Source organism: Paenibacillus naphthalenovorans, assembly GCF_900099895.1.
In the GTDB taxonomy this organism is placed as follows: domain Bacteria; phylum Bacillota; class Bacilli; order Paenibacillales; family NBRC-103111; genus Paenibacillus_G; species Paenibacillus_G naphthalenovorans.
This window is the reverse complement of sequence record NZ_FNDY01000002.1, coordinates 18,570-32,660: the sequence shown is the minus strand read 5'-3', so window position 1 is coordinate 32,660 and position 14,091 is coordinate 18,570. Positions and strand designations below refer to the sequence as shown.

Below are 14,091 nucleotides of genomic sequence, written 5' to 3'. Positions count from 1 at the left end.
GATAACGCGTGGATTTTAATATTGTGTTGATCACGCTCGGCGTGGCTTTTTTACTTGCTGTGATTATGGGGCCTCTATTCATTCCGCTGCTCCGCAGGCTCAAATTCGGGCAGCAGATTCGTACGGAAGGGCCGCAGGGACACTTGAAAAAAGCAGGCACGCCGACGATGGGCGGGATCATCATTATGCTGGCGCTGGCGGTTGCCGTGCTTCGATTCGGGGAAAAAAACCTCGAAACCGTCATTCTTCTGGTTGCTGCGCTTGGCTACGGATTAATCGGTTTTCTGGACGACTACATTAAAATATTGTTTAAGCGTTCGTTAGGGCTTACCGCCAGGCAAAAGCTGCTTGGGCAGCTGGTTTTATCGGGCATCGTTTGTTTTTTGCTCGTACAGTCCGGGCACAGCACCGAAATACGCATTCCTTACGTCGACTTTTCTTTTGACGCCGGGTGGCTTTATTTTCCTTTTGTGGTGTTTCTGATGCTGGGCACGTCCAATGCGGTGAATTTCACGGATGGTTTGGACGGACTATTGGCCGGTACCAGCGCCATTGCTTTTGGGGCCTACGCGGTGATTGCCTTAAACAACTCGCAGCCGAACATTGCGATTTTCTCCGCCGCCATGGTAGGGGCGGTGCTGGGCTTTCTCGTGTTTAACGCTCATCCGGCCAAAGTGTTCATGGGGGATACCGGTTCGCTCGGTATAGGCGGCGGGCTCGCCGCGGTAGCGATCCTGACCAAAGGGGAAATACTGCTGGCCTTGATCGGCGGCGTATTTGTCGTCGAAGTACTATCGGTTATCATTCAGGTCGTCTCCTTTAAAACGAGGGGAAAACGAGTGTTCAAAATGAGCCCGATTCACCATCACTTCGAGCTTGTAGGCTGGTCGGAGTGGCGCGTGGTGATTTCCTTTTGGACGGCCGGTCTGATTCTTGCAGGCGTCGGACTATATATTAACGAGGTGTTGTAATGATGGAGCATCCGCAGAATTATTGCGGCCGCCAGGTGGTCATATTGGGCCTTGCGCGCAGCGGCGTCGCTGCTGCAAAGCTGTTTCACGACAAGGGAGCGTTGGTGACGGTTAATGATAAAAAGGAACGCAAACTATGCCCTGAAGCCGATGAGTTGGAGGCTCTGGGTATTTCTGTTGTTTGCGGGGGTCACCCGGCGGGGCTGATTCATGAGGGGATTTCGCTCATCGTGAAAAATCCGGGCATCCCATACACGATCGAACCATTGAAGAAGGCGGCTGCGCTTGGTATCGAAGTCGTTACCGAGGTCGAAGTAGCCCATCATATTTGTAAGGCTCCCATCATTGGTATTACAGGCTCTAACGGCAAGACCACCACAACGACCTTGACCGGACTGATGCTGGAAGCCGGCGGCTTGAAGCCGATTGTTGCCGGCAATATCGGCCGCGCTCTGACGGAGGCGGCTCTGGAGGCCGAGGCAGACAACTGGATGGTCGTTGAGCTCAGCAGCTTTCAATTGAAGGGCACTCGCAGCTTCCGGCCCCGCATCGGCTGTTTGCTTAACGTATATGAAACTCATCTGGATTACCACGATACCATGGAAGATTATGTTTTTTCCAAAACGAAGCTGTTTGCGAATCAAACCGAGGAAGACACTGCGGTGTTGAATTGGGACGATGCCGTATGCCGGAAGGCTGCCGGGGAAATCAAATCCCGGGTGTTTCCATTTTCGGTCAGCTCGGAGCTTTCTTACGGCATGTATGTGTCGTCTCCGTTCGGCACGGGGGAGGACGCGGATAGCATGATCGTTTACCGCGATCATGATGGCGCGGAGCATCCCGTTATTGCCGTCAGGGAGCTGGGCATCCCCGGCAAGCACAACGTGGAGAATGCGCTCGCCGCCAGCTGTATGGCGCTCGTTTCCGGCGTGCGGACGGACGTTATTGCCCGGGTATTGAAAGAATTCCGCGGGGTGGAGCACCGTCTGGAGTATGTGGCTCTGAAAGATGAAGTTTTATTTTACAATGACTCCAAGGCAACCAATCCGACGGCAACGATCAAAAGCATCGAGTCGTTCTCTCAAGACATTATCCTGATTGCCGGCGGACTCGACCGGGGATCCGATTACATGGAACTGCTTCCCGCATTTCAGCAGGAGGTGAAAGGACTGGTCGTCCTGGGGGAAACAAAGGAAAAAATCGCCCGCGTGGCCCGGCTTGCAGGCATGAGCCGGATCAAAACCGTCGATACTGCTAAGGAATTGCAGGATACGGTTGCAGAAGCGGTGAGAGCCGCTTTTGCCATGGCAAAGCCGGGTGATGTGGTGCTGCTGTCCCCGGCTTGCGCCAGCTGGGACATGTTTCCTTCTTACGAGGAAAGGGGAAGAATGTTTAAGCAGACCGTGCATAACCTGTAAAGAGGGAGTAAACAAGCTTGCCGCCGCCTAAAAAGACGGCAAATGCCGCGGCTGCAGGCTGTTGAGGACAGACGCTCCCATCAAACTCAAGGTTAGAGGTGTGGGCGGTTATGGTTAAAGCACGGTCGGCTCCGGACATGTTGATGCTGGGCTCCACGCTGCTCCTGCTCGGAATCGGCGTGGTCATGGTGTACAGTGCCAGCGCAGTGCTGGCGTTTCGGGAATTCGGCGATGCCTTCTATTACTTGAAGAGGCAGGCGCTGTTCGCGGCCTTAGGCATTATGGCCATGGTTTTTACAATGAACACAGATTACTGGATCTGGAAAAAGTATGCCAAACTCGTGCTTATCATTTGCTTCATTTTACTTGTAGCGGTGCTTATTCCGGGCATTGGCGTGGTTCGCGGCGGCGCGCGCAGCTGGCTTGGCATCGGATCGTTCGGGATTCAACCCTCCGAATTTATGAAAATCGGCATGATCATTTTTTTGTCCAACTGGCTTTCCGAAAAACAAAACACGATTACGCTGTTCGGCAAAGGCTTGCTTCCTCCGCTCGGGCTTGTAGGACTAGCCTTCGGCCTGATCATGCTGCAGCCGGACCTTGGCACCGGCGCTGTGCTGGTGGGAGCCTCGCTTTTGATTATTTATACGGCGGGAGCGCGCCTTGTTCATTTATCTTATCTCGGTCTTGTCGGGGTTCTCGGCCTGGTCGGTTTGATCGCTGCGGCGCCTTATCGTTTGAAGCGGATTACGGCTTTTCTGGACCCGTGGCAGGACCCGCTCGGAGCGGGCTATCAGGCGATTCAATCGCTGTATGCGATCGGTCCGGGCGGTCTAGTCGGCCTCGGACTGGGCATGAGCCGGCAAAAGTACAGCTATCTGCCCGAGCCGCAGACCGACTTTATTTTCTCTATTATCGCCGAAGAGCTCGGCTTTATCGGGGGAACGTTCGTACTTGCCCTGTTCATACTGCTTTTGTGGCGCGGCATGCGTACGGCTATCACGGCTCCGGATACGTTCGGCAGCTTGCTGGCTGCCGGTATCGTCGGGATGATTGCCGTACAGGTGATAATCAACATCGGCGTCGTCATCGGCATGTTCCCCGTCACGGGCATCACGCTTCCGCTTATTAGCGCCGGAGGCTCATCACTTACGCTGATGCTGACCTCGATCGGTGTATTGCTTAACATTTCCCGGTTTTCGAGGTGATCCTGACATGAAAAAAATCGTCTTCACCGGCGGCGGAACGGCTGGCCATGTCACGCCGAATTTGGCGGTGATGGCTGAGCTGCGCAAGCAGGGGTGGGAGATTGAATATATAGGTTCCCGTGACGGTATTGAAAAAGAAATCATCGATCACGAGGGCATTCCGTTCCATCATATCGCTTCCGGAAAGCTCAGGCGCTATTTCGATCTGAAGAATGCGAAAGATCCGTTTAAAGTGCTTCTGGGCATTGGGCAAGCCTATCATCTGCTTCGAAAAATCAAGCCTCATATTGTATTTTCCAAAGGGGGATTCGTGACCGTTCCGGTCATTCTGGCATGCAGGCTGAATGGCATTCCCGTGATCTGCCACGAGTCGGACCTGACGCCGGGGCTCGCCAACAAAATTTCCCTGCCATTTGCTTCTCGCATTTGCGTTACCTTTCCCGAGACGCTTAAGAGTATTCGCAGCCGCAAAGCCGTATGCACCGGACTGCCGATTCGCGAACAAATTTTGCAGGGCCAAGCTTCCCGTGGACTTCAAATGTGTGATTTTCACTCTAATAAGCCTGTATTGCTCATGATGGGCGGCAGTCTGGGATCCAAGCGGATTAACGAAGCGCTCAGAGCAACGCTGGAGACGCTGCTCACACAATTTCAAATCATCCATATCTGCGGTAAAGGCAACGCCGATCCTTCCCTGGACGGGGTGCCGGGTTACCGGCAGTTCGAATATGTGAAAGACGAGCTGCCCGATTTGCTGGCTTGTGCGGACTTGGTCATCTCCCGGGCGGGATCTACTTCCATCTTTGAGTTTTTGGCGCTCCGCAAGCCTATGCTTCTGATCCCGCTGTCCCGCGAGGCCAGCCGGGGAGACCAGATATTGAATGCGGAATCTTTCCGTAAGATGGGTTACAGCAAAGTGCTTTATGAGGAAAACCTTTCCCCGCAAACGTTAGTATCCGCCGTCTCCGATCTTTATGAAGAACGCGTCCGCATACAAGAGCAAATGTCCGGCAACCCCTTCGGCAACGGGACTCAAAGGATTGTAGAGCTGATCGAAGCTTGCCGGTTGCCTGAAGCATGACAAATTTGCCTGGGCATTTGTCACACTCTGCAGTGATTCACATAAACTACACTATAACCGTGACAGACACCTGACGAAGCCGCATGCCGCAATGTGCGATAAAAGACAAAAGAGGCGCATGGCCTGAGGCTCTCGTGCTTCCGGGGATGTACCGGAAGCCCATCGTCTTGTCGTTCTGTGAAGGAGGTTTTCCCATGCAACAGGTCATAACAGAATTGCTGAAAGGATCGTATGGTGAAGTTCGATTGAACGAACCGCTTGCCCCTTATACCACATGGAAAATCGGCGGTCCGGCCGATGTCCTGCTCATTCCGCAGGACAAAAGCCGATTGATCAGCGCCGTTAAGCTGCTCCATCAGCACGATATCCCATGGATTGCGCTCGGCCGAGGCTCTAATCTGCTTGTAACCGATAAAGGCATCCGGGGGGTCGTGATCAAACTGGGGCATGCGCTGGAGACCGTGCGTTTCGAAGGAGAGTACGCCTTTGCCGGCGGCGCATATTCGTTCATCAAACTGTCGGTCATGGCAGGCAAGCAAGGATTGACCGGGTTGGAGTTTGCCGGAGGCATTCCGGGAACCGTGGGAGGCGCCGTTTACATGAACGCCGGGGCGCATGGGTCGGATGTGTCGCGCATTTTACAGCGGGTTGAAGTGCTGCTCCCGACAGGGGAGTTGGTGACGATGCAAAAAGATGATTTGGCGTACGCTTACCGGCATTCGATTCTGCACACGAATCCGGGGATTGTGACGGAAGCTGTCTTTAAGCTTAGCTATGGGGACCGGAAGGAGGTCGCAGCGGCCATGGCAGCCTATAAAGACAGGCGGCTGAGAACGCAGCCGCTTCAGCTTGCCTGCGCGGGAAGCGTATTTCGTAACCCGGAAGGGCATCATGCCGCAAAGCTGATTGAAGAGGCCGGACTCAAGGGCTTAAGGGTCGGTGACGCCCAAGTATCGCCACTGCACGCCAACTTCATTGTCAACACCGGGCAAGCGACAGCCCACGACGTGCTCACCCTGATCGAACAAGTGCGAAATGCCGTTTCGGAGCGGTTCGGAGTTCGTCTTGTACCTGAAGTATTGGTGGTGGGTGAGCGGTAAATCGGAGGTGGGACTTTGGAAAAGTTGGTTATCGAAGGCGGGAAACCTCTATCGGGAGCCATCAGAATTCACGGCGCAAAGAACGCTGCACTGCCCATACTTGCGGCAAGCATCATGGCAAAAGGTACAATAATGATTCAAAATGTGCCCGATTTGTCCGATATCCATGTTATGTTGGGTATTTTGCGTGCCCTCGGCTGTCAAGCCGAGCTTAAGGGCGATGCTGTCATTGTGAACACACATGGCGTTCATCAGTTTCACATTCCCGAGAGCCTGATGAGCCAGATGAGGTCTTCTATTTTCCTTATGGGTCCGATGCTGTCCCGTCTGGGGAAAGTGGAGCTTTATCAACCCGGAGGCTGTGCCATCGGAGAACGAAAGATCGATTTGCATTTGCAGGGATTGGCTGCCATGGGGGCAAGCATTGAGGAGAGCGGCAACAAAATCGTTTGCACGGTCGATGAGCTTGAGGGCGCGGAGATCGTGCTCGATTATCCGAGCGTAGGGGCTACGGAGAACATTATGATGGCCGCCGTGACGGCTCGTGGAATGACCACGATCACCAATGCGGCCAGAGAGCCCGAAATCCAGGATCTGCAAAATTTTTTGAATGCCATGGGCGCCAAAATTATCGGCGCAGGTACCGATACGATTACGATTGAAGGCGTTCGCGAATTGATTCCTTGTTCTTATCGGATTATCCCTGACCGGATCGTAACCGGAACGCTGATGATTGCCGCTGCGGTTACAAAAGGCAACGTCACGTTGGAGAGGGTAAATCCCTCTCATCTGACCTCCGCGATTCACGTATTGAAGAGGGCAGGTGTTCAAATCACGATTAACGGTGATATAATGAACATATGTGCCAAAGCCCGGCCCAAAGCCGTAGGGTGGGTCGTCACTTCTCCTTATCCTTCATTCCCGACGGATCTGCAGTCGCAAATTATGGTACTGTTGAGCTTGGCGGACGGCGCCAGCATTATAAAAGAAACCGTGTTTGAGGGCAGATTCAAGCATGTCGATGAGCTTTCGCGCATGGGTGCGGATATTCGGGTGGATCTGAATGCGGCGTTTATCCGCGGGGTGTCGAGGTTGTACGGGGCCACGGTAGAGGCAACCGATCTGCGTGCGGGCGCCGCACTGGTCATTGCAGGCCTTGCCGCCCAAGGAACGACGATCATCGAGCAGATTCACCATATCGATCGCGGATATGAGCATATCGAGCACATGCTGAGCGCTTTGGGCGCCAGTATTGAACGGATTACTCCCGTTAGGGCGGAGTAGCTATATTCATCCATATGACCATAACCGTTGAAATATCCCTTTTCCCCTGCGGGAAGGGAATTCAGCGGTTTACATATTATTCCTGAGCTCGGGAGGATTTCCATGACTTCAGAAGACAGGCTTCCGGTCATCAAAAAACCTGCACCGAGAAACCGCAGCAGCAAAAGGCTGCTTCTGTTTCTTTTCGTTTTCTTCATTACGCTGCTTCTCGTGCTGTTCTTTCAATCATCGCTGAGCCAGATTACGGAAATCGAAGTTCAAGGGCAAGAGCTTGTGTCTGCGGAAGACGTCAAGGCAGCCGCCGCGGTAAAGCCGGGGGACCATTTTTTCTCTGTCTCTTCCAGCGGGATTGCAGAGAAGGTCAAAGCCTTAAGAATGATAGAATCCGTGCAGGTGTCCAAGCATTTTCCCGGGCGGATTTTGATCGAAATAAAGGAATACCCGAGGGTGGCCTATCAAATCGGTGAGGACGGCCGCATCGAAGCGCTGCTTGCGGATGCCAGCGTGGTTCCGGTGACGCTTCAGGGATTTGTGCCGGACAAGCCGTTGTTAACGGGCTGGGGCAAGGATGATCCGCTCAAGACCCAGCTTTGCCTAACGATGTCCAAGCTGTCCGCTGCTTATTTTGCCGACGTATCGGAAATCAAGCCTGACCCGAGCTCATCGTATCCGGACAAAATTAAGATGTATACCCGCTCGCAATTCGAAGTTCAGACCACGATAGGATATCTGCCGGAAAAAATCATACATTTAAACACGTATATTGCTAATTTAAAAGAAAATAACCAGTCAGGCGGAGTATTGAGGTTATTGGAAGCCGATTCCCACACGCCTTTACCGTTCGAACAGGGCAGAAAAGAGGGAGACGCCAATACCCGGCTTCAAGCCAATAATTGAAAAATCCGGCTACTCAACCTTACAAAAAAATGATAGAATTGTAATTATGGTATATTTTATGCGCTTATTCCGAAAAAAATTGCGAGAAAAAGAGGAAACGAACGAGCTGTGTGGAATAACTACAGGAGGTTTGCTGGCCAAGGCTCGTTTACATTACATATCACAGGAGGTGCCACAGGTTGAGCAGCAATGACATCATTGTTAGTTTGGACATCGGTACATCCAAAGTTCGTGCTATTATTGGGGAAGTCGTTAACGGCACCATTAATATAATTGGAGTTGGATCTGCCGACTCGCAGGGAATCCGCAAGGGAGCAATCGTTGATATCGACCAAACGGTGCAATCGATTCGAAGTGCGGTGGATCATGCGGAGCGGATGGTGGGCATTCAAATAGCGGAAGTGTATGTTGGTATTTCCGGCAATCATATCTCTTTGCAGTCCAGTCATGGCGTCGTGGCCGTGTCAAATGAAGACCGTGAAATCGGGGATGATGACATAGAACGTGTCATTCAAGCCGCCAGGGTCATTCCTTTGGCTCCCGAGAGGGAAATTATCGGTGTTGTCCCCAATCAATACGTGGTGGATGGCACGGATCAAATTCATGATCCCAGAAGCATGATCGGCGTAAGGCTGGAAGTGGAAGCGACGATTATAACCGGCACCAAAACAGCCATTCATAATTTGCTCCGCGTTGTTGAGAAGTCCGGTCTGAAGGTAGCCGGCTTGGTGCTTTTGTCGCTGGCCGCAGGCCATCTGGCTTTGTCCAAGGATGAGAAGGCGATTGGCACCGCATTGGTGGATATCGGCGCGGGAGCAACCACCATTGCTGTGTTTAATGAAAACAATTTGGTTGCGACAACCACGCTTCCGATCGGCGGCGAGTATATTACCAATGACATTGCATACGGGCTCAGGACGCAAGCGGATATCGCCGAGAAAATCAAGCAGAAATTTGGATGCGCCATGGTGGAACATGCGGCTGATGATCAAGTGTTCAAGGTGAACCGTCTCGGCAGCAATGTGGACAAGGAGTACTCACAGGTCGATTTGGCGAATATTATCGAACCGCGCGTACAGGAAATATTTCATTTGATAAAGATGGAAGTGCTAAGGCTGGGATTCAGTGATTTGCCGGGCGGGTATGTATTGTCCGGCGGGACCGTTTCTTTGCCCGGGGTGCTGGCTGTCGCGCAATTGGAGCTGGCATCGTCTGTCCGAATCGCCGTTCCGGATTATATCGGCGTTCGGGATCCCGCATTTACAAGCGGAGTAGGAATTATTCAATACGCATCCAAATATTTGCGCGGCTCCAAACAAAACACCGGCGTGAAAAAGCTGGTCAGCAAAAAGACGTCTTCCGGTCAAGAGCAAAAGCCATCGGCCATGGAACGGTTTAAAAACTGGTTAAGCGAATTTATATGATCGAAAAAGCTTGCACGATGAAAGCCTAATGAGGGGGAAGACGCTAGTATGTTTGAATTTGACATGGACATGGACCAGTTAGCGAAAATAAAAGTCATTGGCGTCGGCGGCGGCGGCAGTAATGCCGTCAACCGAATGATCGACAACGGAGTGAGGGGCGTCGAGTTTATTACCGTCAATACGGACGCTCAGGCTCTGCATCTTGCCAAATCGGAGCAAAGGCTGCAGATCGGGGATAAGCTGACGCGCGGTCTCGGAGCGGGAGCGAATCCCGAGGTTGGCAAGAAAGCGGCGGAGGAATCGCGCGAACTGATTTTGAACGCCCTGAAGGGTTCCGATATGGTGTTTGTTACAGCCGGAATGGGCGGCGGCACGGGAACCGGCGCAGCGCCGGTCATTGCCGAAATCGCTAAAGAATGCGGCGCTTTAACCGTAGGTGTCGTTACCAGACCCTTTACGTTTGAAGGGCGCAAACGGCACATACAGGCGGAACAGGGGATCGCGGCCTTGAAAGAAAAGGTCGATACGCTGATCGTTATTCCGAATGACCGTCTGCTTGAAATTGTCGATAAGAAGACTCCGATGCTGGAAGCGTTCCGCGAAGCGGATAACGTGCTCCGTCAAGGGGTTCAAGGGATCTCCGACTTGATCGCAGTTCCCGGTCTGATTAACCTGGACTTTGCTGACGTGAAGACGATCATGACGGAGCGCGGCTCCGCGTTGATGGGGATCGGCGTGGCCACGGGCGAGAACCGTGCGGCTGAAGCGGCAAAGAAAGCAATCTGTTCCCCGCTGCTGGAGACCTCCATTGACGGCGCGCGCGGCGTGCTGATGAACATTACCGGCGGGATCAACCTGTCGCTGTATGAAGTGAATGAAGCGGCCGATATCGTAGCGTCCGCTTCCGATATGGAGGTCAACATGATTTTTGGCGCCGTCATCGATGAATCCCTGAAGGATGAGATTATGGTAACGGTGATTGCCACCGGCTTCGAGGACAAGCCTGCGGCAAATCCCGGCGCAAGAAAGCCTGCAGGAACGGGCAACGTTCAACAGGAACAGTCGGATTCCCGATTGGGTAATCTTCGGCCTTTCGGAGGACAACCCTCCGGAGATCAGTTGGATATTCCCGCTTTCCTGCGTAATCGCAACCGGGGCGGTTTTGACAAGTAAATTCAATATTTCAGGTACTAACGAGCAGTCGCCTCTGCATAAGAGGCGGCTTTTTTATTCCAGCGTGACTACACCTATCTCTTGCATTCTCTTGGCGAACTTTTCATACCCTTCCGCTATACGACAAAAAAAGTCACCCGCTATCGGCATGTTTAGACAGACTTTGGAATAGGATTGCTATATACTTGTCTCATTCGCGACGGAGAAGGGGCAGATGGCAGGAGGTTACGGGAAATGATCGTGTATATCGATGTCATTTTCCTGTTTAACGTGTTGATTGACGGCATTTTGCTATGGACGACAGCCTGGTCGCGCAAGCTCAGCTTTCGCTGGTGGAGACTCGCGCTTTCCGCGGCGATCGGCGGCAGCTACGCCATCCTGCTGTTTTTCCCGCCGTTATCGTTCTTATACACGTTTGCGGTCAAGTTTGTGTTGTCCTTGCTGATGCTGCTCACGGCATTCGGATTTGGAGGATTACAGCATTTTGTCAGAAATCTCGGAGCCTTTTACCTTATTAATTTTGCTGCGGCCGGCGGGGTTGTCGGGTGTGTGTACTTTTGGCAATCGTCGGGCGAATTTGTGCAAGGGATTTTGATCAGCCGTGATCTCAAGGTGACGCTCCCGCTGCTGCTGTTTTCGATCCCTTTTACCGTATGGATTTATCGGCAGGTGACGCAGGCGCTCAGGCGGAAGCAGGAGCTGGCGGCGTTTACAGTGAAAGTGGATGTACATATCGACGATTATGCTTCCAGCTGTACCGGACTGATTGATACGGGAAATCAGCTGTACGACCCCTTAACCAAGACGCCTGTAATGGTGATGGAGGCCGCACAATGGGGAGAGCACTTGCCGGAAACGTGGATGGCCAAAATCCGGCGTGCGGAAGTCGATCAATTGGTTTCGTTGATCGGAACGGAGCCTTTTATATGGCAGGATCGGCTTCGGCTGGTCCCTTATCGGGGGGTGAACCGCAGTACGCAATTTATGCTGGCGATCAAACCGGATCGGGTCGTCATCACAACTGAAGGCAAACAGATCGAGGCGACGAAGGTTTTGATCGGTCTGGACGGCGGGAGGCTCAGCTCAGACAATGCCTATCAAGCCATCATTCATCCTGCGCTTATGGAAATCGACCGGCCTTGATTTTCAGGAACGGTCGTCCCGGTTCTCGCCCGGTCCGCATAAATCAACTGTACCGATTAGGTGGCCATATCGCTCGGAAACACCAGACGAATGCACAGATGAGCGGGACGGCCAACCTGAGAAGACATTCAGGGTAGGAGGAAGGTTTAATATGTTAGTCAAGTGGAAGCTGATGATGCAGATCGCGTATTTCCGTCTTTTGCTGCTGCTGGGGTTAAAGGGAGAAGAAATATACTACATCGGAGGAAGCGAAGCGCTTCCGCCCCCGCTTACCCGCGAAGAGGAAGAATATTTGCTGGAGAAGCTTCCGTCCGGTGATGCGGCCATACGAGGGATGCTGATTGAACGAAATCTCCGGCTCGTGGTTTACATCGCACGCAAATTTGAGAATACCGGGATTAACATTGAAGACCTCGTATCGATCGGTGCGATTGGTTTGATTAAGGCCGTAAATACGTTCGACCCGGAAAAAAAGATTAAATTGGCCACCTATGCATCCCGCTGTATCGAGAATGAAATTTTAATGTACCTGCGCCGCAACAGCAAGATCCGTACGGAGGTGTCGTTCGACGAGCCTTTGAATATCGATTGGGATGGCAATGAACTGCTGCTGTCCGATGTGCTTGGAACCGAGAACGATACGATCTACCGCAATATCGAGGAGCAGGTAGACCGTAAGCTGCTGCATAAAGCGCTCGATAAGCTGTCGGAACGGGAGCGGATCATCATGGAGCTGCGTTTTGGTTTGCAGGACGGCCAGGAAAAGACACAAAAGGATGTAGCGGATATGCTGGGCATTTCACAGTCCTATATTTCCCGTTTGGAAAAACGTATTATTAAGCGGCTGCGCAAAGAATTCAACAAAATGGTGTAAACTGGTAAAATTTTTTTTCGTTTTCCGTGAAAGCGAAATCTTCCTTGCGGGGTATGACTTTGGTCGATTTGTGTTCCCCGCAGGCGCGTCGGGAGGTCGTAGGCTTGCGCATAAAAATGCGTCCCCAGGAGATAATTAACAGTAATGTTTCTCCTTGGGAGGTAATCGCGGTGACCCGAAACAAAGTCGAAATATGCGGCGTCGATACGGCTAAGCTTCCGGTTTTGACCAATGCGGAAATGCGTGAACTTTTCGTTCAGCTGCAAACGAATCATGAACGATCTGCAAGAGAGAAATTAGTCAACGGCAACCTCAGGCTGGTGCTGAGTGTGATTCAGCGCTTCAATAACCGCGGGGAATTTGTCGACGATCTGTTTCAAGTAGGATGTATTGGACTGATGAAGGCGATTGATAATTTTGATTTGAGCCAAAATGTGAAGTTTTCAACGTATGCGGTACCGATGATTATCGGTGAAATTCGCCGTTATTTACGGGACAACAACCCGATTCGAGTTTCCCGGTCCTTGCGTGACATCGCTTATAAAGCGCTGCAGGTAAGGGATCAGCTTACGAATCAAAATTCGCGCGAACCGACGATATATGAAATTTCCGAGGTGCTGAACGTACCGAAGGAGGATGTGGTATTCGCGCTTGATGCTATTCAGGATCCGGTATCGTTGTTCGAACCGATCTACCATGACGGCGGCGATCCGATCTATGTCATGGACCAAATCAGCGATGACCGCAATAAAGACGTTTCCTGGATCGAAGGCATCGCGCTTCGGGAGGCGCTGCACAAGCTCAATGACCGTGAGAAGATGATATTGTCCATGCGTTTTTTCGACGGGAAGACCCAGATGGAGGTGGCCGACGAGATCGGCATTTCTCAGGCGCAAGTATCGCGGCTGGAGAAGTCGGCGATCTCGCAAATGCAAAAGCACGTTAAAAACTAAAATGACTTTCGATCGAAAATCCGACCTGCCCCGATGAAGGGAACGGTCTTTTTTTGTGCCGGTAAGGTATTTTGCAGAGGTTTCTCATATATATAGTAAAAAAGGCTGGTTCAAATAACCAAGTCTTCACGGTGGTGGATAACAGCATGAAAATATCCGACCTTCAAATGAAGGATGTCATCAATATTGTAGACGGCAAAAAGCTGGGGCAGATCAGCGACCTGGAGCTCGATTTGTGGCATGGCCGGATTGATGCCGTCGTGGTGCCGAACGGAACGCGTTTTTTCGGCCTGCTTAGCGGCGGCGGGGATGTGATCATACCGTGGGAAAACATTGTGAAGATCGGAATGGATGTCGTACTGGTCAAGCTGGAGGATATTCCAAGCTACCGCCGGCATGACGAGACGAATTTTGCTTATGAATATTATCGGCAGCACCGCGATTAAACGGAACCGGATCTTGAAGGCTTAGGAAACTGGTTTGAAGGATTCCTGTCCCGGCTGACAGCAGAACAGGATGCTCTTTTTTTCCGTTTCGTGTATACTTGTTAATATTCTGACAGCAG

General features: G+C 52.0%; 13 protein-coding genes. All 13 read left to right on the top strand.

What is annotated here, in order from left to right; translation table 11 throughout:
* Positions 1 to 8 precede the first annotated feature (8 nt).
* The 13 genes from mraY (at position 9) to BLT35_RS02625 (ending at position 13,972) form a co-directional block, all read left to right on the top strand.
* Positions 9 to 971, top strand: coding sequence for a phospho-N-acetylmuramoyl-pentapeptide-transferase (gene mraY, locus BLT35_RS02685; RefSeq protein ID WP_074726957.1), 963 nt, complete (start codon positions 9 to 11; stop codon positions 969 to 971).
* 2 nt (positions 972 to 973) lie between these two features.
* Entirely contained in the window at positions 974 to 2,389 is a 1,416-nt protein-coding gene (gene murD / locus BLT35_RS02680; RefSeq protein WP_062410862.1) for a UDP-N-acetylmuramoyl-L-alanine--D-glutamate ligase, read from the top strand.
* Between the two features lie 110 nt (positions 2,390 to 2,499).
* Positions 2,500 to 3,597, top strand: coding sequence for a stage V sporulation protein E (gene spoVE, locus BLT35_RS02675; RefSeq protein WP_054818071.1), 1,098 nt, complete (start codon positions 2,500 to 2,502; stop codon positions 3,595 to 3,597).
* Between the two features lie 7 nt (positions 3,598 to 3,604).
* Positions 3,605 to 4,678 (top strand): undecaprenyldiphospho-muramoylpentapeptide beta-N-acetylglucosaminyltransferase, encoded by a 1,074-nt coding sequence (gene murG / locus BLT35_RS02670; protein ID WP_074726956.1) that lies wholly within the window; start codon positions 3,605 to 3,607, stop codon positions 4,676 to 4,678.
* Between the two features lie 194 nt (positions 4,679 to 4,872).
* Entirely contained in the window at positions 4,873 to 5,778 is a 906-nt protein-coding gene (gene murB / locus BLT35_RS02665; RefSeq protein ID WP_054818072.1) for a UDP-N-acetylmuramate dehydrogenase, read from the top strand.
* 15 nt (positions 5,779 to 5,793) lie between these two features.
* Positions 5,794 to 7,062: a UDP-N-acetylglucosamine 1-carboxyvinyltransferase gene (gene murA / locus BLT35_RS02660; RefSeq protein ID WP_062407654.1), complete on the top strand. Its 1,269-nt coding sequence runs from the start codon at positions 5,794 to 5,796 to the stop codon at positions 7,060 to 7,062.
* Positions 7,063 to 7,164: 102 nt separating this feature from the next.
* Complete coding sequence (locus BLT35_RS02655) at positions 7,165 to 7,959, top strand: cell division protein FtsQ/DivIB (protein ID WP_062407656.1); 795 nt, start codon at positions 7,165 to 7,167, stop codon at positions 7,957 to 7,959.
* A gap of 179 nt (positions 7,960 to 8,138) precedes the next feature.
* Complete coding sequence (gene ftsA, locus BLT35_RS02650) at positions 8,139 to 9,383, top strand: cell division protein FtsA (RefSeq protein ID WP_062407658.1); 1,245 nt, start codon at positions 8,139 to 8,141, stop codon at positions 9,381 to 9,383.
* A 48-nt stretch (positions 9,384 to 9,431) separates the two neighbouring features.
* Positions 9,432 to 10,556: a cell division protein FtsZ gene (gene ftsZ / locus BLT35_RS02645; protein WP_062407660.1), complete on the top strand. Its 1,125-nt coding sequence runs from the start codon at positions 9,432 to 9,434 to the stop codon at positions 10,554 to 10,556.
* A gap of 234 nt (positions 10,557 to 10,790) precedes the next feature.
* Positions 10,791 to 11,699 (top strand): sigma-E processing peptidase SpoIIGA, encoded by a 909-nt coding sequence (gene spoIIGA / locus BLT35_RS02640; RefSeq protein WP_054818074.1) that lies wholly within the window; start codon positions 10,791 to 10,793, stop codon positions 11,697 to 11,699.
* 151 nt (positions 11,700 to 11,850) lie between these two features.
* The gene (gene sigE, locus BLT35_RS02635) at positions 11,851 to 12,573 is read left to right on the top strand and encodes an RNA polymerase sporulation sigma factor SigE (RefSeq protein WP_062407662.1); all 723 of its coding nucleotides are present in this window, start codon (positions 11,851 to 11,853) and stop codon (positions 12,571 to 12,573) included.
* A 170-nt stretch (positions 12,574 to 12,743) separates the two neighbouring features.
* Positions 12,744 to 13,526 (top strand): RNA polymerase sporulation sigma factor SigG, encoded by a 783-nt coding sequence (gene sigG / locus BLT35_RS02630; protein ID WP_054818100.1) that lies wholly within the window; start codon positions 12,744 to 12,746, stop codon positions 13,524 to 13,526.
* A 146-nt stretch (positions 13,527 to 13,672) separates the two neighbouring features.
* A complete protein-coding gene (locus BLT35_RS02625) occupies positions 13,673 to 13,972 on the top strand; it encodes a YlmC/YmxH family sporulation protein (RefSeq protein ID WP_062407664.1) in 300 nt (99 codons plus the stop codon).
* The last annotated feature ends 119 nt before the right edge of the window (positions 13,973 to 14,091 follow it).

What these genes read in the sequence shown, in the direction of transcription:
- spoIIGA (WP_054818074.1), top strand. Translation starts at nt 10,791, where the DNA reads ATGATCGTGTATATCGATGTCATTTTCCTGTTTAACGTGTTGATTGAC.
- murB (WP_054818072.1), top strand. Translation starts at nt 4,873, where the DNA reads ATGCAACAGGTCATAACAGAATTGCTGAAAGGATCGTATGGTGAAGTT.
- BLT35_RS02625 (WP_062407664.1), top strand. Translation starts at nt 13,673, where the DNA reads ATGAAAATATCCGACCTTCAAATGAAGGATGTCATCAATATTGTAGAC.
- sigE (WP_062407662.1), top strand. Translation starts at nt 11,851, where the DNA reads ATGTTAGTCAAGTGGAAGCTGATGATGCAGATCGCGTATTTCCGTCTT.
- murD (WP_062410862.1), top strand. Translation starts at nt 974, where the DNA reads ATGGAGCATCCGCAGAATTATTGCGGCCGCCAGGTGGTCATATTGGGC.
- murG (WP_074726956.1), top strand. Translation starts at nt 3,605, where the DNA reads ATGAAAAAAATCGTCTTCACCGGCGGCGGAACGGCTGGCCATGTCACG.
- BLT35_RS02655 (WP_062407656.1), top strand. Translation starts at nt 7,165, where the DNA reads ATGACTTCAGAAGACAGGCTTCCGGTCATCAAAAAACCTGCACCGAGA.
- spoVE (WP_054818071.1), top strand. Translation starts at nt 2,500, where the DNA reads ATGGTTAAAGCACGGTCGGCTCCGGACATGTTGATGCTGGGCTCCACG.
- ftsZ (WP_062407660.1), top strand. Translation starts at nt 9,432, where the DNA reads ATGTTTGAATTTGACATGGACATGGACCAGTTAGCGAAAATAAAAGTC.